Raw genomic sequence first — 17758 nt, forward strand, 5'->3', positions numbered from 1 at the left:
ATGGTGCCAGTTCTTAATCCAGGCCAATGATACTTATGAAAGCAAGTGTTGAATACCTTTGCGATGTACTGATCATTGGCAGCGGTGCCGCTGGTTTGTCCCTCGCGTTGCGATTGGCAGACCACGCCAAAGTCCTGGTTCTGAGCAAGGGGCCCATCAGTGAAGGGGCCACTTTCTATGCGCAAGGAGGCATCGCTGCCGTTTTCGACGAAACCGACAGCATCGAATCCCACGTGAGCGACACGCTCAACGCGGGCGCCGGGTTGTGTGACCCGACAGTGGTGGAGTTCACCGCTCGCCACGCCCGCGAATCCATTCAGTGGCTCATTCAACAAGGGGTCCCCTTCGATCAGGAGGAGAACGCCGACGGTGAATCCCAGTACCACCTCACCCGGGAAGGGGGCCACAGCCATCGCCGCATCTTCCACGCTGCGGATGCCACCGGTAAGGCGGTGCAGCTCACCCTGATCGATCAGGTGCGCGCTCACCCCAATATCCAGCTGATGGAGCGCTTCAACGCGGTCGACCTCATCACCACCCGCAAGCTCAACCTGCCAGGCAACAAGGTGCTGGGCGCCTACGTCTGGAACCGCAATGCCGAGCAAGTCGAGGTGATCCGTGCCCGTTTCGTGGCACTGGCCACCGGTGGTGCCTCCAAGGTCTACCAGTACACCTCCAACCCGGATGTGAGCTCTGGCGATGGCATCGCCATGGCATGGCGGGCCGGCTGCCGGGTGGCGAACCTGGAGTTCAACCAGTTCCACCCCACCAGCCTGTTTCACCCGGACGACCCCAACTTCCTGCTGACCGAAGCGCTGCGTGGCGAGGGGGCCTATCTGCGCCGCCCGGACGGCAGCCGCTTTATGCCGGAGTTCGACGAGCGGGCCGAGCTGGCACCGCGCGATATTGTCGCCCGCGCCATCGACCACGAGATGAAGCGGCTCGGGGCGGATTGCATGTATCTGGACATCAGCCACAAACCGGCCGACTTCATCATCAAGCACTTCCCGACCATTTATGAGCGCTGCCTCGCGGTCGGCATCGACATCACCAAGGAGCCGATGCCCATCGTGCCGGCCGCCCACTACACCTGTGGTGGCGTGATGATCGACAACAACGGCCAGACCGATATCCCCGGCCTATACGCCATCGGCGAAGTGACCTACACCGGTCTGCACGGCGCCAACCGCATGGCCTCCAACTCCCTGCTGGAATGCGTGGTCTATGCCCATCAGGCGGGTGCCGACATTCTGGCCAAGCTGCCGATGAGTGTGGAGCCGCCGCGCCTGCCGGTGTGGGACGAGAGCAAGGTGGAAGATTCCGACGAACTGGTGGTGATCCAGCACAACTGGCACGAACTGCGGTTGATGATGTGGGACTACGTGGGGATAGTGCGTACCAACAAACGCCTGGCCCGCGCCAAGCGCCGCATCGACCTGCTCAAGCAGGAGGTGCAGGAGTACTACGCCAACTTCCGCGTCTCCAACAACCTGCTGGAGCTGCGCAACCTGCTGCAGGTGGCCGAGCTTATCGTCAACTGCGCCCTGCAGCGCAAGGAGTCTCGCGGCCTGCACTACAACCTGGATTATCCGGATATGCTGCCGGACTCCAAACCGACTGTGCTGACCCCGGAACGGGATTAATTCCCTTCCCGCAAAGCGTTGCAGCAATCAGTGACCCCGCCCCGGCGGGGTCACTTGTTTTCAACCGTTTTTCAGCCACAAAAAGAGTGTCGCCAGCCACATGGCAACAGCTTATCGCGATAAATCAGCGCATGGTCATCACGGAAAGCAGGCATCAGCGCCGAGACGGCAGAAAGTGGATGGCTCGCGCCAGCAGGCGGTAATGTTCGGGGGGAAGGGCATCGGAGAAGAGCCACAATTGCCGTGGCGACACAGCTCCACTCTCTTGCGGTTCGGGACAAAGCGCCAGCCTGAGCACACCGGGCAGAATGCGGCTTTTCTTGTCGAGCTGATAGCGGCGACCTTGCCACTGCAACCACTGACCATCCCAGACAAGCTCGAACGGGGGCTCGGCAAGCGCACGCCAGCTCAGCCAGAGCGCCACCAGCCAGACGGGCAGCAACAGCGCCCACTGCCAACCGGCAATCAGGCCAGCCACCGGCCAAAGCAGCAACAGAAAGAGGGCCACCAGCAAATATTGCCGATGGCGGGAGGGGTGAACCTTCATGATCACCCGCTCCACGGTATTACCCCTGGCGGTCGTGGCGCGCCTGATTGCGCTCCAGGATCATCGGGATCATGGCGGCAAATGCGGGATCGGCAGGTACACCATGACCCATGCACCATTTGAACAGATCCGGATCGTCGCTCGCCAGCAGGCGGATAAAGGTCTGCTGATCGGCTTCGCTCAGGGAGTCGAACTCGTGTTCGAAAAAGGGCATAAAGATCACATCCAGCTCGAGCATACCGCGACGGCAGGCCCACTTCAGGCGGGATTTTTCAACTGGGCTCAACATGGCACTCTCCTTACAAAGACCGGGGGATGGTACCAGCTGGATTTTCCGGCTGACAAACATTAGTTACGTCTTTACCATGCAGCTCACATACTTTCTCTCTGGAATACCATCGTGAGCCTGCAACCACCTGTTTTTCCTGCCGAGCCGACCCGCTTCCCCCTGACCAAGCTGGCCATCACCCGTATCAGCGGCCAAGATCGCGCCAAATATCTGCAAGGTCAGGTCACCTGTGATGTCAACGCCCTGCAACCGGGGCAACAGACCCCGGGCGGCCACTGTGATCCCAAGGGCAAGCTGTGGAGCAATTTCCGCCTGCTCTGCCTCGACGACAGCCTGCTGCTGCTGACCAGCCCTTCAGTGCTGGAACGTCAGTTGCCGGAGCTGAAGAAATTTGCCGTCTTCTCCAAGGTCGAGATAACCGCCGATGAGCGTCACGCTACCGGGATCGCCGGTACGGGCAGCGACGGCTGGATCGCCACGCAGTTTGGCCTTCTGCAGAGCGGTCTTATCGACGGCGGCATGGCGGTGAAGATTGAGCAGGATCGCTGGCTGCTGGTGAGCAATCAACAAGCCGACGCCCTGCCGCAAGGTGACGAGTCACTCTGGTGGGGGCTCGAGATCAAGGCGGGTCTGCCGCACATGGAAGCGGTGCATCAGGGGGAGTTCATCCCGCAGATGCTCAACCTGCAGGCACTGGACGGCATCAGCTTCAACAAGGGCTGCTACATGGGGCAGGAGACGGTGGCCCGCGCCAAGTATCGCGGCGCCAACAACCGTGCCCTGTTCCTGCTGGCGGGGACTACCGGCGAGCCGGTCGCCAGCGGCGATACCCTTGAACTGCAACTGGGTGACAACTGGCGCCGCAGCGGCATGGTGCTCAACGCCTGGCAACAGGCCGGGCAGGTGTGGCTCACCGCCGTACTGCCGAAAGATACCGAGGCTGACGCCCAATTCCGCCTCAAGCAGGACGAAGGCTCCCGCCTCACCCTGCAACCCCTGCCTTACGCCCTGACCGAGTAAGGTCGGCTAGCGAGGCACCCGCGCCAGCAGTGCCTCCTTCAGCCAGCGCCCCGCCTGCCCCAGCGGGCGGGCGCGATGCCACTGCAGCTCCAGCGCCAGCGCGTGGCTGGCGATAAAGTCCGGCTCCAACACAACAACCTCGCCCCGCTTCAGCGGTTGATGCAGCAGAAATTCCGGAATAGCGGACCAGCCAAGGCCCCGCTTGACCAGCTCCAGCACCCCGAGATCCCCCTCGACCCACCACACCTGAGCCGAGATGCGAAAACGCTGGCGCTCACTCCCTTCCCGTCGGCCGGTCACCATCAGCTGACGTGCCCCCTGCAGATCGACCTCCCGCAGCGGCTGCTTGCGGGCCAGCGGATGATCCGGTGACACCACCAGCGGCATGGTCACCTCCCCCAGCGAACGGGCAACAATCTCCCGCTGGGGATGCACTTTCTGATAGCTGATGCCGAGCTGGGCCCGGCCAGTCACCAGCATCTCGGTCACATCCTCCATCAGCGGGAAGAGCAGCTCCAGCTCCACGGTCGGGTAACGAGTGGCGAATTCCTCCAGCAGGGTGCCGAGCCAGGGGAGGTGGGAGTCATCATCGATGGCCAGAGTGAGCCGCGTCTCCACCCCGGCCGCCAGCTCCCCGGCAATGGATTGCAACCGTTCACTCTGCGCCAGCAGGATCCCCGCCTCCTGCACCATGCGGGCCCCCGCCTCCGTCAGCTGCGGATAGCGGCCGCTGCGGTCAAACAGAGTGAGCGCCAGATCGATCTCCAGATTGGCGATAGCGCTGCTCACTACCGACTGCGCCTTGCCCAGCTTGCGGGCGGCAGCGGAAAACGAGCCGGTTTCGGCGGCCGCCAGCAAGATCCTCAGTTGTTCCAGTGATGGCGTCATCTTATGGCCCTCCGGCAAGCCCTCTCATCCATCTATTTTAGCGATGGATACCAACATGAATCTATCGCTAAAGATCTATAGATTAACCAGCAATCCGTGAATGAACCTGATTGAGAGAGTGACTTATGCGTACCCGTAACGATCGCCTGCGCCATGCCATTGGCTTTGAATTCATTGGCCTGCTGATTGCCGCCCCGCTGGCCAGCTGGGTTACCGGGGTCGGGCTCAACCATATGGGCCCGCTGGCACTGTTCTTCTCGGTGCTGGCCACCGTCTGGAACTACATCTACAACATCGGGGTCGACAAGCTGCTGCTGAAATATCAGGGCCATACCCACAAGACCCTGTGGCAACGGGTGCTGCATACCTTCGGCTTTGAGGGCGGTCTATTGATCGTCGCGCTGCCGGTCATGTCCTGGTGGCTGAGCGTCAGCATGCTGGAGGCGCTGGTGCTGGATCTGGGCTTCGTCGTCTTCTACCTGATCTATGCCTTCGTCTACAACTGGGGCTATGACAAGGTGTTCCCCATCCCCCGCGAAGTGCCGCACGGCATGCCACAAGAGGCGCGCTAAGGCACGAATCAGTTGGATTGAAACCGAGAAGTGAAGGGCAACAAGGAAAGACTACAGAAGAAACGACACGGCCCCATCATGGCAGACATGATGGGGCCGCAAGAGGGATCAGCGCTGGCAGGCCGGCTGATTCAGAGGTAAGGATTCAGGCCTGCCCGTCGCTCAAGCCTGGGCCTTGAGCTCTTCGCCGCTCTCGTCGGCAGCGACAGCCTCTTCAGGCTGGGCCTGAGCGGCCTGCAGCGCTTCCAGCTCGCTCTGATAATCGCTCAGGATCTGCTGGGCAACCGCCATATCTCCCTTGTGTTTGCGCTCGAACAGATGGTGCTGCACCACGCCGTTGAGATACTCCACCGTGATGGGCTGCTCCAGGGTGGCCATCAGCTCCTCTTTCTCCAGCTCGGCATTGATTTCATCGGCGGTCGTGCGCAGCAGCCCGGCCAATTGAACCAACATGCGGCGCTCACCTTCGCGCAGCAGGCTCAACATGCGGTTTCTCTGCTGCTCATTCTGTTGGGTCATACATTTCCTTACGTCAATTGGGAACAAGCCCGCTCATTCTGCCCTGTCCCCATGACAGCGTCTATCTCATGCCCCCCACAAATTTTTGGCGCTGGCTCACAAATGGCTACAGATGCTATTTGAAGCGCCTCTGGGGTATAGTAGCCGCTGATTTTCAGGCGCTTTTTTCACCTTCATCCGCATAAAGGGATGAGATGGCAAGGGCGCCTGCCCGGTTTACCCCAACGAGGTGAAGATCCACTTTATGACCGACGCCATTGTGGTGCTCTGCACCTGCCCAGATCAAACCAGTGCCGACCTTCTCTGCGAACAGCTGCTGAACCAGCGGTTGGCCGCCTGCATCAATCAACTGCCGGGCATTACCTCCGTCTATCGTTGGCAAGGCAAGGTGGAGCGCGCCACCGAGATCCAGCTCATCATCAAATCCCGCCAGTCGCGCTTTGCCGAGCTGCAGGCATGTATTCAGGCCAATCACCCCTATGAAGTGCCCGAGCTGCTGGCCCTGCCGGTGAGTGCCGGACTACCCGCCTATCTCGACTGGCTCAATGGGGAGACCCCATGACATTCAACCGCTTGCTCTCTCCCCTGTTGCTGCTCTGTGCCCTGCTGATGACAGCGATGGGCAGCTCCCCAGCCCACGCCAGCGGCGCCGATCTGCTCAGCTCGCTGGGCATTGAGGCCAATGCCAAACCCAAATTTTTGCAGGTCGATGAGGCCTTTCAGATCGAGAGCGAACAGCGTGGCGATCAGCTGCTGCTGACCCTCCATATCGCCGACGATTACTACCTCTATCGCCACAGCCTGCGCTTCAAGGGGAACAACCTCACCTTCAGCGAGCCGACCCTGCCGGAAGGCACAGAGCACGAGGATGACTTCTTCGGCAAGACCCGGGTCTACTACCAGCAGGTAAGCATCGCGGTGCCGCTCAAAGAAGTGGGCGACGGCGCCACCCTGCGGGTGCGCTATCAGGGCTGCACCGACGGCCTCTGCTACCCGCCGACCGACAAGCTGATCGATGTGGCCCCGCTGGTCACGGCAACCACAGCATCCACTGCTGAAACGGCACAAAGCGTCGCACCGGTTAGCCAGCAGGATCAGCTCGCCGCAGCCCTCGGCAATCAGGGGTTCTGGCTCAGCATCGTCGCCTTCTTCGCGCTGGGGCTGGGGCTCGCCTTCACCCCCTGCGTATTCCCCATGTACCCAATCCTGACCGGCATCATCGCCGGTGCCGGCCATCGCCTCTCCACCGGTCGCGCCTTCCTGCTCTCCATGGTCTATGTGCAGGGGATGGCGGTCACCTACACCCTGCTGGGGCTGGTAGTGGCCTCGGCAGGTCTTAAATTCCAGGCGGCGCTGCAACACCCCTATGTGCTGATCGGCCTCTCGGTGATGTTCGTGCTGCTGGCCCTCTCCATGTTCGGACTCTATACCCTGCAACTGCCGAGCAGTTTGCAAACTCGGCTCTCCGGTCTCTCTAACCGCCAGCAGGGCGGCTCTGTGGCCGGGGTCGCTATCATGGGAATGATCTCCGGGCTGGTCTGCTCACCCTGCACCACGGCGCCGCTCTCGGGGGCACTGATCTACGTGGCCCAGAGCGGCGATCTCTGGCTCGGCGGGGCGGCGCTCTATGCGCTGTCACTGGGGATGGGTCTGCCGCTGCTGCTGCTCGGCACCTCGGGTGGCAAGCTGCTGCCCAAGGCGGGCGCCTGGATGGATGTGATCAAGCAGCTGTTTGGCTTCGCTCTGCTAGCAGTGCCGATCCTGCTGCTGTCACGGCTCTGGAGCGATCAGATTGCCACTCTCGCCTGGTTCGGCTGGGGGCTGCTGCTGTGCGGTTATCTCTATCACCACAACCAGCACCAGCCCCACTCGGTGGCCAAAAGCGTGCGCGGCTTCGTACTGTTGCTGGCGATGATCAGCGCCGTGGTAGTGGGCAAGGATCTGCTGCAACCGGCCCCCCCTGCTGCCATCACGGCGGATACCAGTCAAACGGTACCGCAGTTTATCCGCATCAAGACGCTGGATGATCTCAAGGTGCAGCTGGCCGCCGCCCGCGGCAAACCGGTGCTGCTCGACCTCTACGCCGACTGGTGCGTCGCCTGCAAGGAGTTCGAGCACAAGACCTTCAGCGACCCGGCGGTGAGGGCGCGCTTCGGCCAGATGGTGCTGCTGCAGGCGGATGTCACTGCCAACGACGATGCCGATATCGAGCTGCTCAACAGCCTCAATGTGCTGGGGCTGCCGACCCTCATCTTCTTCGATCGCGTGGGCAAGGAGCTGACAGGGCAGCGGGTCACCGGCTTCATGGGACCTATCCCCTTTGCCAAACATCTCGAGATGGTAAGTGATGCACACTGAGTTGCGTCGGCTGCAGACAAGCGATGCACCTGCCTTGCAACGGCTGTTCGAGCAGGCCCTCTCCTATCAGGCGGCGGTGAGCAATGACCCTCTCTCTGCACAGGCAGGAGAAGAGGAACTTGTCGCCTGCCCATCCGGCCTGCCTCTCTCCGACAAACATCTCATCGGCCGCTGGGAGCAGGGAGAACTCACCGCTGTCATTGATCTGCTGCGCGGCTACCCCAATCCAGACACCGCCTATCTGGGTCTGTTACTGGTGGGGGAACCCTGGCAAGGGAGTGGCCGTGGTCAGTCGCTCTATCTTCACGCCTGCACGCTGGCAAGCTCATGGGGGGCTACCCGGCTTCGCCTGTCAGTGATTGCCAGCAATGAGAGTGCTCTATCCTTCTGGCTGCGCAGAGGGTTCACCGAGTGCTATCGCCGCGAGCTGGCTGGTTATCGGGCCGAGGCCATCGTGCTGGAACGTTCACTGGAACCGTGAGCCGAGGTTTGCCGCCGCGCATTCGCGTGGCACAATCGCCCCTCTCGTTTTGCACTTGTCCGGAGTTTTGATGAAAAAGTGGTTCATCCCCCTGCTAGCCCTCTGGCTTTATGGCTGCAGTGCAGGGCCCGGTGAAGAGGATATCCGCCAGCAGGTCACCGCCAAGCTGCTGGCCGAGACAGACGCCAACCTGTTCGATATCAGCGACTTCACCATCCTCGGCAAGGAGGAGCGGATGGAGGGGGTCTATCTGGTCAAGGTGAGTTACCAGCTCCACTTCAAACAGGGACTCGATCAGTTGCAGGTGTTGCACGACGAGGATCTGGTCTACGACCGGGTTGGCCCCTTCCAGCAGGAGATGGGTCTGATGGAGCTCGAGCGTAAATATGGCGAGTTCGAGGCGGGCCAGGTGCTGCCACAAGAGGCCGAGGTGTGGATGATGAAGGACGAACAGGGATGGCGGCTGGCGGAACCGGCCCAATAAAGCGCTTTCCGCCCCCTATGCTCTGCAACGGCTGGGCTGCCGTTGCCAACCAGCTCAAACCTGGGTATCGACCCGATACCCTTTTCGCTCGGCAGGTTCGTTCGGCAGCTTGCTGGCCAACCCTGACAGCACCTCCTTGAGGGTGACCCCGCTCTCTGCCGCACCACTGCTCTCCAGCAGCTTGGTAAGCTGGCTCTGCAAGGGGTTGACCGCTTCACGCTCGGCTCCTTGCTCGCTCTCTTTTCCCTGCTTGCCCTGTTGATCCAGCTTCTCCAGCAGGCGCTCCAGATCCCGCTTGAGCGGGTTCTCGCTGCTGTCGGCGATGGCGAGTTTGCGCTGTTCCTGCTCTTGCCGCTGTTGTTGCTGCAATGCCAGCTGTTGCTCCTGCTGCTGTTGCAGGGAGCCCATCATGGTGTTGATGAACGCTTCCAGCGAATCTCTGATTGAGATGCTGCTTCCGCTGCTATCCTCCCCTTGCGGTGACAGCCCCAGCTCATCCAGCACAGCGCCAAGGTCGCGCACCAGGCTGTCACTGCCCGTTGATGGTGAAGTCGCAGCCCTCTCCTGTACCTGCACGGCGGGAGAACCCTGCCGTTGCGCCAGCGGGCTGAGCCCGCCTGACGCGACCACATTTATCTCCATCTTGGCCCTCCTCTCCCCGCCCTCTGGCCCTTTTTCGGCAAATATTCCGGCAATCTGACAAACTCTTGCCCCTTGGCAGATAACCGCACTCACACCTAAAAGATAGCGCCAACCGGACGAGATTGGCGCGAATGCATCTTTTGGTCTATCGGGCGGAACGATAGTGCCAACCCGCTATAAACAAGGGGTTGGCAAAAAGGGGCCACGTTCAGCCAGCACTGCGCAGGCTGACAATGGGGGTCAGAAGATATCCTTCATCCGGTGCCACAGCATACCCAGTGCCAACAGCGGGGAGCGCAGCGCCGGGCCGCCGGGGAAGGTGATATGGGGCACACTGGCAAAGAGATCGAAACCCCGGCTCTCGCCGCGGATCGCCTCGGCCACCAGCTTGCCCGCCATATGGGTGGCGTTGAGGCCGTGACCCGAATAGGCCTGGGCGTAGAGCACATTGGGATGCTCCTTGAGACGGCCAATCTGCGGCAGCCGGTTGGCACCAATCCCGATCATGCCGCCCCACTGAAACTCGATGGCAGTGCCAGCCAGCTCGGGGAAGACCCGCAGCAGCTTGGGCAACATAAAGGCCTTGATATCGCGGGGATCCCGGCCGGAGTAGTTGCAGGCGCCGCCAAACAGCAGGCGGCCATCGGCAGAGAGGCGGTAGTAGTCGAGGGCCACGTTCTGATCGCACACCGCCATGTTTTGCGGCAACAAGCGCTGGCGCAAGCGGCGATCGAGCACCTCGGTGGCGAGGATGTAGGAGCCCGCGGGCAGCACCCGCCCCCCCAGCTCCGGATTGAGGTCATTGAGATAGGCGTTGCAGCCGATCACCAGATAGTCGGCGGTGACCCGGCCATGAGCCGTGGTCACCTCGACCTGCTTGCCGTAATCGATATGGGTCACTCTGGAGTGTTCAAACAGGGAAACCCCGAGGCTGGCAGCGGCTCGCGCCTCGCCGAGCGCAAGATTGAGAGGATGCAGGTGGCCGGAGCCCATGTCGATAAGGCCGCCGATATAGCGATCCGATCCCACCACGGTATGGATATCTTCCCGCGGTACCAGCTTGAGTTCGTGCTCATAGCCGAGGCTCGCCAGATGGTCGAGATCCTCCTCGAAGCCAGCCAGATGACGCTGACGGGTGGCCAGATCGCAGTAGCCCCAGGTGAGATCGCACTCGATGTTGAAACGCTCGACCCGCTCGCGTACCAGCTGCACCGCCTCCAGCCCCATCAGGTCGAGCTCGCGCACCCCATCCTCACCAATCCAGCGGGCAAACTGGCTGGTATCGTGGCCGATACCGCGAATAAGCTGACCGCCGTTGCGCCCGGAGGCGCCCCAGCCGATACGGTTGGCCTCCAGCAAGGCGACCTTGTAACCGGCATCAGCCAGATTGATGGCGGTATTGAGACCGGTAAAACCGCCGCCGATGATGCAGACGTCAGCCTTATGCTCCCCCTCCAGCTCGGGCCACTGTTGCGAGTCGTTGCGGGTGGCCGCGTAGTAGGAGGCGACGTGCTCCTGATATCCGTTGTGCTTTCCTGCCTGCATACTCAGCATCCTGCCTTGGTTGCAAATTGTTTAATAAAATAAGCAAAGTTGTTTCGATAATACCCAGTTCCCCCTCCACTCACCAACCGGTGCGGATCACAGAAATGCAAAAGGCGCCCCGAAGGGCGCCTTTTCATGCAATCAAGGTGCTGTAACGAATTACAGTACGTCGATGGCGTTCAGGTCGGAGAATGCTTTCTCCAGACGAGCGATCATGGAAGTCTGACCTTCACGCAGCCATACGCGCGGATCGTAGTACTTCTTGTTCGGCTTGTCGGCGCCTTCCGGGTTGCCCAGCTGGCCTTGCAGGTAAGCTTCGTTCTTCTTGTAGAAGTTCAGCAGACCTTCCCAGGTTGCCCACTGGGTGTCGGTGTCGATGTTCATCTTCACTACGCCGTAGGAGATGGACTCACGGATCTCTTCCAGAGTGGAACCTGAACCACCGTGGAATACGAAGTCCAGAGACTTGGCTGGAACGCCGAACTTCTCGGAAACGTACTTCTGGGAAGCGTCCAGGATGGACGGGGTCAGCTTGACGTTACCCGGCTTGTATACACCGTGTACGTTACCGAAGGAGGCAGCGATGGTGAAACGCGGGCTGATCTTGGACAGACGCTCGTAAGCGTAAGCAACATCTTCCGGCTGGGTGTACAGAGCGGACTGATCCATGTGGCTGTTGTCGACACCGTCTTCTTCGCCACCGGTGCAACCCAGTTCCAGCTCCAGAGTCATGTTCATCTTGGCCATGCGGGTCAGGTACTCGCAGCAGATGTCGATGTTCTCTTCCAGAGACTCTTCGGACAGATCCAGCATGTGGGAGGAGAACAGCGGCTTGCCGGTTTCAGCAAAGTGCTTCTCGCCCGCTTCCAGCAGACCGTCGATCCACGGCAGCAGCTTCTTGGCAGCGTGGTCGGTGTGCAGGATTACCGGCACGCCGTAAGCTTCGGCAACAGCGTGAACGTGCTTGGCACCAGAGATGGCACCCAGGATGGCAGCTTTCTGACCTTCCAGCTTCAGACCCTTACCGGCGGTGAACACGGCACCACCGTTGGAGAACTGAACGATAACCGGCGCTTTAACCTTGGCGGCAGCTTCCAGTACGGCGTTCACGGAGTCGGTACCAACGCAGTTTACGGCCGGCAGAGCAAAGCCGTTCTCTTTAGCGATGGCGAACACTTTCTGAACGTCATCACCAGTGATCACGCCGGGTTTTACGAAGTCGAAAATTTTCTTAGACATGTTTAATCGTCCTGTCTCGTATGCCGTTAATAAAAAATGGGGGGTTCATCATGAACCGGCACAGCGGGCACATGATAAACGAAACGGGAGGCTTTTGCCCCCCGTTCCGGGTCAATTAGGCTTTGGCGCGCTGTTCCAGAATCTCAACAGCCGGCAGAACCTTGCCTTCTACGAACTCCAGGAAGGCGCCGCCGCCAGTAGAGATGTAGGAGACTTTGTCAGCGATGCCGAACTTGTCGATGGCAGCCAGGGTGTCACCACCGCCAGCGATGGAGAAGGCCGGAGAAGCAGCGATGGCTTCAGCGATAACCTTGGTGCCTTCAGCGAACTGGTCGAACTCGAACACGCCAACCGGACCGTTCCACAGGATGGTCTTGGCGTTCATGATGATGTCAGCCAGGGCCTTGGCAGAATCCGGGCCGATGTCGAAGATCATGTCGCCGTCGGTCACATCGTTAACAGACTTGATGGTGGCCGGAGTGGACTCGGAGAACTCGGCACCTACAACCACGTCGGTGGTCACAGGAATGTTGGTCTCGGCAGCCAGTTTCTTGGCGGTGTCGATCAGGTCGTGCTCGCACAGGGACTTGCCGACGTTGTGACCGGCAGCAGCGATGAAGGTGTTGGCGATGCCACCACCGACAACCAGCTGGTCAGCGATCTTGGAGAGGGATTCCAGAACGGTCAGCTTGGTGGAGACCTTGGAGCCGCCAACGATGGCAACCATCGGGCGCTCGGGCTTCAGCATGGCTTTGCCCAGGGCTTCCAGTTCACCCGCCAGCAGCGGGCCGGCACAAGCGACCGGAGCGAACTGAGCCACACCGTAGGTGGAACCTTCGGCGCGGTGAGCAGTACCGAACGCATCCATTACAAAGACATCACACAGGGCGGCGTATTTTTTGGCCAGCTCTTCGGTGTTCTTCTTCTCGCCTTTGTTGAAGCGGCAGTTTTCCAGTACAACCAGCTCACCGGCAGCGACTTCTACGCCATCCAGGTAATCCTTGGCCAGGCGAACCGGGCAGGACAGAGCGTCTTTCAGATAGTTGACAACCGGAGCCAGGGAGAATTCTTCGTTGTATTCACCCTCGGTCGGACGACCCAGGTGGGAGGTGATCATCAGCTTGGCGCCCTTTTCCAGAGCCAGCTTGATGGTCGGCAGAGTCGCAACGATACGTGCATCGGAGGTGACCTTGCCGTCTTTTACCGGTACGTTCAGGTCAGCACGGATCAGAACGCGTTTACCCGCCAGATCCAGGTCAGTCATCTTGATAACAGACATATTCAGTCCTCTATATTTTCCAGGTAATGTTAAAAACAGTAACCTTTCGCCCGGGGCAGGCTCAGCCTGCGGCCATCATGGCCCGGGTGGTATCCAGCATTCGGTTCGCGAAGCCCCATTCGTTATCGCACCACATCAACATCTTGACGAGGTTGGCATCGCTCACCCGGGTCTGGGTACCATCAATGATGCAGGAGTGTGCATCATGATTGAAGTCTACGGAGACCAGCGGTTCTTCCGTGTAATCCAGAATACCGTGTAATGTACCTCTGGATGCCCGTTGCAGGGCTTGATTTACGTCAGTAACTGTCACTTTTTTACGAACAGTAATACTGAGATCCATCGCTGTTACATTGATGGTCGGCACCCGCACCGCGATCGCCTCAAACTTGCCGGCGAAGTGGGGCAGGATACGCTCCAGCCCCTTTGCCAGCTTGGTGTCCACCGGAATGATGGACTGACTGGCAGCGCGGGTTCGGCGCAAGTCACTGTGGTAGGCATCGATGACTTGCTGATCATGCATGGCCGAATGAATTGTCGTAATAGTACCACAATTTATCTCGAATTCTCGATGCAATGTTTCAATCACCGGCACCACGCAGTTGGTGGTACAGGAGGCGTTGGAGACGATCCGCTCCGCTCCGGTGAGGGTATGATGGTTGACCCCGTAGACCACGGTGGCATCCACATCGGCATCCGCTGGGTGGGAGAAGAGCACCTTGCCCGCCCCCGCCGCCAGATGCAGCTCGGCATCGGCCCGCGAGCCGAATACCCCGGTGCAATCGAGCACCACATCCACCCCCAGCGCCCGCCACGGCAGCTTTGACGGATCCCGCTCGGCAAACAGAGAGATGAGATCCTCCCCCACCAGCATGCTGTTGCCCGCCAGTTGCACCGGATGGTGGAAGCGACCGTGACTGGTATCGTAACGGGTCAGGTGCACCATGGCCTCGGGGGCCGCCAGCTCGTTGATGGCGACGATCTTGATGGTCTTGTCGCGCCCGCTTTCATAGAGGGCTCGCAACACGTTGCGACCGATCCGCCCGTAACCATTGATGGCAATCTTGATCATCGAGAATCCGTTTCCTTGAACCAGCAACAGGGCGGCGCACCGGCCCCCCGGGAGACCCGGCTACGACAGCAGGGCCTCCTTGAATTCACCGCGGGCCAGCAGTGCGGCCCCGAATACCCCGGCACTGTCGCCAAGGGCAGGAGCAATAATGGGGGCTCTGAAGCGGGGATTAAAGAGGAAGGGCAAAATTGTCTGCCGCCCGGCGCTGTAAAGGCTCTGCACATTGCCCACCCCGCCACCGATGACGATCACATCCGGGTCGAGAATATTGACCACGTTGGCCAGCGCCTGACCAAACAACAGATGCAGCCGGTCGATGGTGAGCTTGGCCACATGATCGTGAGCCGTGGCGGCCGCGATTTGGGCGAGCGAGAGGCGGCGCTTGGCCTTGGCCTCGTACCAGGCCTCCAGCGCCGGGCCGCTGATCAGGGTCTCGACGCAGCCGCGCTTGCCACAGTAGCACTCGGGACCATCGGGAGAGAGCACGTTGTGGCCCCACTCACCGGCGATGCCGTGGTGGCCGTTGAGGATCTGGCCGTTGATGACGATGCCGGAGCCGACCCCGGTGCCCATGATGATGCCGAACACCACTTTCGCATCGGGATGGTGCTGGCGCACTGCACCGAGATGGGTTTCTGCCAGCGCGAAGCAGTTGGCGTCATTGGCGATCAGCACCGGCACGCCCAGTTTGCGCTCCAGATCCTCCTTGAACGGCTTGCCGTTGAGCTCGGTGGTGTTGCAGTTCTTCATCAGGCCGGTCTGCGGATCACGCGCCCCCGGCGTGCCCATGCCGATGACGGCCGGGCGCTGGCCAATCTTCTCGGCGCACTCTGCCACCAGCTTGGCAATCTGGCCGATCATGTGGTCATAACCGCCCGCCCGCTCGGTGGGGATGCGGTGGCGCAGCAGCACCTCGTCGCCATCCAGCACCACGCATTCACACTTGGTACCGCCAAGATCGATACCCCAATCCAGTGACTTGCTGCTCATCTTGCCTCCTGCACTGGCGCCACGCGTTCGTCATCGCGGCGCCATTTTTTAATGTAAAACGGGGCCTTTCGGCCCCGGATATCAAACAAACTCTTCTTCTCTCGCCCCGGCCTTAGCGACCGTGGTACTGGGCAGAGAGCTCGTGTACCGCGTTGACGAACACGCCGGCGTGTTCCGGGTTCACATCCTGATGGATGCCGTGGCCGAGGTTGAATACATGGCCATTGCCGTGACCGAAACCGGCCAGAATGGAGGCGACCTCTTCACGGATGCGAGCCGGGGTAGCGTAGAGCATGGAGGGATCCATGTTGCCCTGCAGCGCCACCTTGTCGCCGACCCGGCGCTTGGCATCGGCAATGTCGGTGGTCCAGTCCAGACCCAGCGCATCGCAACCGGTGGCAGCGATCTGCTCCAGCCACTGACCACCGTTCTTGGTGAACAGGGTGACCGGCACGCGGCGACCGTCGTGCTCGCGGATCAGGCCATCGACAATCTTGTGCATGTACTGCAGGGAGAAGTCGCGGTAATCACGCGGGGTGAGCACGCCGCCCCAGGTGTCGAACACCATGACAGCCTGCGCCCCCGCCTTGATCTGGGCGTTGAGGTAAGCAATCACGCTGTCGGCCAGCTTGTCGAGCAGCAGGTGCAGGGTTTGCGGCTCTGCGTACATCATCTGCTTGATCTTGGTAAATGCCTTGGAGCTGCCCCCCTCCACCATGTAGGTGGCCAGGGTCCATGGGCTGCCGGAGAAGCCGATGAGCGGCACTTCACCCTTCAGCTCGCGGCGGATGGTGCGCACCGCGTTCATCACGTAGCCCAGCTCATCTTCCGGATCCGGAATGGGCAGCGCCTGCACATCGGCCATGGAGGTGATCGGACGCTCGAAGCGTGGGCCTTCACCCTGCTCGAAGTAGAGACCGAGCCCCATGGCATCGGGCACGGTGAGGATGTCGGAGAAGAGGATGGCGGCATCGAGCGGGTAGCGGCGCAGCGGCTGCAGGGTGACTTCACAGGCCAGCTCGGCGTTGCGGCACAGGGACATGAAATCCCCCGCCTGGGCGCGAGTCGCCTTGTATTCCGGCAGATAGCGCCCTGCCTGGCGCATCATCCATACCGGGGTCATGTCCACGTCCTGACGCAGCAGGGCGCGCAGGTATCGATCGTTCTTCAGCTCTTTCATCCCAGTTCCTGAGTTCGTATCACGCATAAAATGGCGGCCATAATACCACTTTGCCCACCGGATCGGACTGCCCAAAACGTGGCAAATGGACGCGCGGTTGCAAAGATGTGAAGGGGCGCAAACCTGACCGCCCCGCTTGTAACAAGAAGTGCAAAAAGATTGGCGAAAAGATAAGCGCCTCGTTACCCCTCGCCCGCCAGCGAACGCTCGATCAGCCGCCGGGCGATGGTGCCGTGGGGCGGCAAACGCGGCAAGCGGTCGGCGGTAAAGAAATCGGCAGCGACCAGTTCGTCATCCTGCACCCGGATTTCGCCGCTCTCGTAGTCGGCGGTAAAGCCCATCATCAGGCTGTGGGGGAAGGGCCAGGGCTGGCTCGCCACATAGCGCACATTGCGCACCCGGATGCCGCTCTCCTCGAACACCTCCCGCGCCACGCACTGCTCGAGGTTCTCTCCCGCCTCCACAAAGCCGGCCAGCACGGTATACATGGGATCGTCCGCCTGATAGTGACGGCGATGGGCCGCCAAGAGGATCTCCGGCCCCTTGCGCACCGCCACTATGATGCAGGGGGAGATACGCGGATAGGCCGTGTGGCCGAGGTGGCACACCTGCGCCCACTCCCCCGCCTTCGGGGTCATGGGGGCGCCGCACTCGCCGCAGAAACGGTGGGTGCGGCGGAAAGTGACGAGCTGCCAGGCGCGGCCGGCGAGACGAAACCCCTCTTCATCCCCCGCCACCATCAACTGGCGCAGAGGGCTCATAGCGCTCGTGTCGGCCTCATCACCCAGATCGAGCAGATAGCAGGGCAGCCCCTGCCACTCGTCAAAACACTCGAAATGGGCGTCAGCCAGCGCTGCGGGCAGGCACGCTTTACTTCCTTGTGGCACCTCTCCCTGCTGATTGAGCAGTACCAGATGATCGCCCCCCAGCACGAACCAGCGGGCATGTTCGGTTAATGACATCAGATGAACACTCTCGTTAAAACAGAACCCTGGCTACGGCGGGCCCGC

At 60.7% G+C, this 17758-nt stretch carries 19 protein-coding genes; 7 read left to right on the forward strand and 12 right to left on the reverse strand.

The features are described from left to right. Positions 1-35 precede the first annotated feature (35 nt). Entirely contained in the window at positions 36-1643 is a 1608-nt protein-coding gene (gene nadB, locus AB5Y86_RS06645; protein ID WP_368192442.1) for an L-aspartate oxidase, read from the forward strand. A gap of 154 nt (positions 1644-1797) precedes the next feature. Here nadB and AB5Y86_RS06650 read toward each other — a convergent pair whose 3' ends face one another. Both AB5Y86_RS06650 and AB5Y86_RS06655 read right to left on the reverse strand, forming a co-directional pair. Continuing rightward, on the reverse strand, positions 1798-2190 hold the full coding sequence (locus AB5Y86_RS06650) for a protein YgfX (protein WP_368192443.1): 393 nt from the start codon (positions 2188-2190) through the stop codon (positions 1798-1800). A 19-nt stretch (positions 2191-2209) separates the two neighbouring features. Continuing rightward, positions 2210-2479 (reverse strand): succinate dehydrogenase assembly factor 2, encoded by a 270-nt coding sequence (locus tag AB5Y86_RS06655; protein ID WP_005335417.1) that lies wholly within the window; start codon positions 2477-2479, stop codon positions 2210-2212. Positions 2480-2590: 111 nt separating this feature from the next. Between AB5Y86_RS06655 and ygfZ the strand changes: the two genes are divergently transcribed. After that, a complete protein-coding gene (ygfZ, locus tag AB5Y86_RS06660) occupies positions 2591-3499 on the forward strand; it encodes a tRNA-modifying protein YgfZ (protein ID WP_368192444.1) in 909 nt (302 codons plus the stop codon). 6 nt (positions 3500-3505) lie between these two features. Here the strand turns inward: ygfZ and AB5Y86_RS06665 are convergent, their stop codons facing one another. Further along, positions 3506-4387, reverse strand: a complete 882-nt coding sequence (locus tag AB5Y86_RS06665; RefSeq protein ID WP_042080104.1) for a LysR family transcriptional regulator — start codon at positions 4385-4387, stop codon at positions 3506-3508. Between the two features lie 125 nt (positions 4388-4512). On the opposite strand from AB5Y86_RS06665, the gene AB5Y86_RS06670 reads away from it, so the two are divergent. After that, complete coding sequence (locus AB5Y86_RS06670; RefSeq protein ID WP_005335423.1) at positions 4513-4959, forward strand: PACE efflux transporter; 447 nt, start codon at positions 4513-4515, stop codon at positions 4957-4959. A gap of 162 nt (positions 4960-5121) precedes the next feature. Here the strand turns inward: AB5Y86_RS06670 and AB5Y86_RS06675 are convergent, their stop codons facing one another. After that, a complete protein-coding gene (locus AB5Y86_RS06675) occupies positions 5122-5478 on the reverse strand; it encodes a hypothetical protein (protein ID WP_047436071.1) in 357 nt (118 codons plus the stop codon). Between the two features lie 244 nt (positions 5479-5722). Between AB5Y86_RS06675 and cutA the strand changes: the two genes are divergently transcribed. The 4 genes from cutA to AB5Y86_RS06695 all read left to right on the forward strand — a co-directional run bounded on the left by cutA (position 5723) and on the right by AB5Y86_RS06695 (position 8801). Beyond that, positions 5723-6040, forward strand: a complete 318-nt coding sequence (gene cutA / locus AB5Y86_RS06680; protein ID WP_216952959.1) for a divalent-cation tolerance protein CutA — start codon at positions 5723-5725, stop codon at positions 6038-6040. Continuing rightward, on the forward strand, positions 6037-7836 hold the full coding sequence (locus AB5Y86_RS06685) for a protein-disulfide reductase DsbD (RefSeq protein ID WP_368192445.1): 1800 nt from the start codon (positions 6037-6039) through the stop codon (positions 7834-7836). Before cutA ends, AB5Y86_RS06685 begins: the two co-directional genes overlap by 4 nt. Continuing rightward, the gene (locus AB5Y86_RS06690; protein ID WP_368192446.1) at positions 7826-8317 is read left to right on the forward strand and encodes a GNAT family N-acetyltransferase; all 492 of its coding nucleotides are present in this window, start codon (positions 7826-7828) and stop codon (positions 8315-8317) included. Before AB5Y86_RS06685 ends, AB5Y86_RS06690 begins: the two co-directional genes overlap by 11 nt. A 70-nt stretch (positions 8318-8387) precedes the next feature. Further along, the gene (locus AB5Y86_RS06695; RefSeq protein ID WP_042080037.1) at positions 8388-8801 is read left to right on the forward strand and encodes a hypothetical protein; all 414 of its coding nucleotides are present in this window, start codon (positions 8388-8390) and stop codon (positions 8799-8801) included. A gap of 54 nt (positions 8802-8855) precedes the next feature. On the opposite strand, the gene AB5Y86_RS06700 is transcribed toward AB5Y86_RS06695, so the two are convergent. The 8 genes from AB5Y86_RS06700 to nudC all read right to left on the reverse strand — a co-directional run bounded on the left by AB5Y86_RS06700 (position 8856) and on the right by nudC (position 17710). Next, the gene (locus AB5Y86_RS06700; RefSeq protein ID WP_368192447.1) at positions 8856-9443 is read right to left on the reverse strand and encodes a hypothetical protein; all 588 of its coding nucleotides are present in this window, start codon (positions 9441-9443) and stop codon (positions 8856-8858) included. A gap of 240 nt (positions 9444-9683) precedes the next feature. Continuing rightward, positions 9684-10988 (reverse strand): NAD(P)/FAD-dependent oxidoreductase, encoded by a 1305-nt coding sequence (locus tag AB5Y86_RS06705; protein ID WP_368192448.1) that lies wholly within the window; start codon positions 10986-10988, stop codon positions 9684-9686. Between the two features lie 159 nt (positions 10989-11147). Continuing rightward, positions 11148-12227: a class II fructose-bisphosphate aldolase gene (gene fbaA, locus AB5Y86_RS06710; protein WP_005340963.1), complete on the reverse strand. Its 1080-nt coding sequence runs from the start codon at positions 12225-12227 to the stop codon at positions 11148-11150. A 115-nt stretch (positions 12228-12342) separates the two neighbouring features. Next, a complete protein-coding gene (locus AB5Y86_RS06715) occupies positions 12343-13506 on the reverse strand; it encodes a phosphoglycerate kinase (protein WP_120415498.1) in 1164 nt (387 codons plus the stop codon). Between the two features lie 61 nt (positions 13507-13567). Then, positions 13568-14578, reverse strand: coding sequence for an erythrose-4-phosphate dehydrogenase (epd, locus tag AB5Y86_RS06720; protein ID WP_005335438.1), 1011 nt, complete (start codon positions 14576-14578; stop codon positions 13568-13570). Positions 14579-14638: 60 nt separating this feature from the next. Beyond that, positions 14639-15568, reverse strand: a complete 930-nt coding sequence (locus AB5Y86_RS06725; RefSeq protein WP_257687804.1) for an ROK family protein — start codon at positions 15566-15568, stop codon at positions 14639-14641. A gap of 112 nt (positions 15569-15680) precedes the next feature. Further along, a complete protein-coding gene (gene hemE, locus AB5Y86_RS06730) occupies positions 15681-16748 on the reverse strand; it encodes a uroporphyrinogen decarboxylase (RefSeq protein WP_005335440.1) in 1068 nt (355 codons plus the stop codon). 182 nt (positions 16749-16930) lie between these two features. Next, on the reverse strand, positions 16931-17710 hold the full coding sequence (gene nudC, locus AB5Y86_RS06735) for an NAD(+) diphosphatase (protein WP_368192449.1): 780 nt from the start codon (positions 17708-17710) through the stop codon (positions 16931-16933). Positions 17711-17758 lie beyond the last annotated feature (48 nt).

The sequence above is a fragment of the Aeromonas sp. s8 genome (genome assembly GCF_040907785.1).
Taxonomy (GTDB): domain Bacteria; phylum Pseudomonadota; class Gammaproteobacteria; order Enterobacterales; family Aeromonadaceae; genus Aeromonas; species Aeromonas veronii.

What these genes read in the sequence shown, in the direction of transcription:
- epd (WP_005335438.1), bottom strand. Translation starts at nt 14,578, where the DNA reads ATGATCAAGATTGCCATCAATGGTTACGGGCGGATCGGTCGCAACGTG.
- AB5Y86_RS06685 (WP_368192445.1), top strand. Translation starts at nt 6,037, where the DNA reads ATGACATTCAACCGCTTGCTCTCTCCCCTGTTGCTGCTCTGTGCCCTG.
- hemE (WP_005335440.1), bottom strand. Translation starts at nt 16,748, where the DNA reads ATGAAAGAGCTGAAGAACGATCGATACCTGCGCGCCCTGCTGCGTCAG.
- AB5Y86_RS06705 (WP_368192448.1), bottom strand. Translation starts at nt 10,988, where the DNA reads ATGCAGGCAGGAAAGCACAACGGATATCAGGAGCACGTCGCCTCCTAC.
- AB5Y86_RS06700 (WP_368192447.1), bottom strand. Translation starts at nt 9,443, where the DNA reads ATGGAGATAAATGTGGTCGCGTCAGGCGGGCTCAGCCCGCTGGCGCAA.
- AB5Y86_RS06695 (WP_042080037.1), top strand. Translation starts at nt 8,388, where the DNA reads ATGAAAAAGTGGTTCATCCCCCTGCTAGCCCTCTGGCTTTATGGCTGC.
- AB5Y86_RS06690 (WP_368192446.1), top strand. Translation starts at nt 7,826, where the DNA reads ATGCACACTGAGTTGCGTCGGCTGCAGACAAGCGATGCACCTGCCTTG.
- nadB (WP_368192442.1), top strand. Translation starts at nt 36, where the DNA reads ATGAAAGCAAGTGTTGAATACCTTTGCGATGTACTGATCATTGGCAGC.
- AB5Y86_RS06675 (WP_047436071.1), bottom strand. Translation starts at nt 5,478, where the DNA reads ATGACCCAACAGAATGAGCAGCAGAGAAACCGCATGTTGAGCCTGCTG.
- AB5Y86_RS06725 (WP_257687804.1), bottom strand. Translation starts at nt 15,568, where the DNA reads ATGAGCAGCAAGTCACTGGATTGGGGTATCGATCTTGGCGGTACCAAG.
- AB5Y86_RS06665 (WP_042080104.1), bottom strand. Translation starts at nt 4,387, where the DNA reads ATGACGCCATCACTGGAACAACTGAGGATCTTGCTGGCGGCCGCCGAA.
- AB5Y86_RS06650 (WP_368192443.1), bottom strand. Translation starts at nt 2,190, where the DNA reads ATGAAGGTTCACCCCTCCCGCCATCGGCAATATTTGCTGGTGGCCCTC.
- AB5Y86_RS06655 (WP_005335417.1), bottom strand. Translation starts at nt 2,479, where the DNA reads ATGTTGAGCCCAGTTGAAAAATCCCGCCTGAAGTGGGCCTGCCGTCGC.
- nudC (WP_368192449.1), bottom strand. Translation starts at nt 17,710, where the DNA reads ATGTCATTAACCGAACATGCCCGCTGGTTCGTGCTGGGGGGCGATCAT.
- fbaA (WP_005340963.1), bottom strand. Translation starts at nt 12,227, where the DNA reads ATGTCTAAGAAAATTTTCGACTTCGTAAAACCCGGCGTGATCACTGGT.
- AB5Y86_RS06670 (WP_005335423.1), top strand. Translation starts at nt 4,513, where the DNA reads ATGCGTACCCGTAACGATCGCCTGCGCCATGCCATTGGCTTTGAATTC.
- AB5Y86_RS06715 (WP_120415498.1), bottom strand. Translation starts at nt 13,506, where the DNA reads ATGTCTGTTATCAAGATGACTGACCTGGATCTGGCGGGTAAACGCGTT.
- cutA (WP_216952959.1), top strand. Translation starts at nt 5,723, where the DNA reads ATGACCGACGCCATTGTGGTGCTCTGCACCTGCCCAGATCAAACCAGT.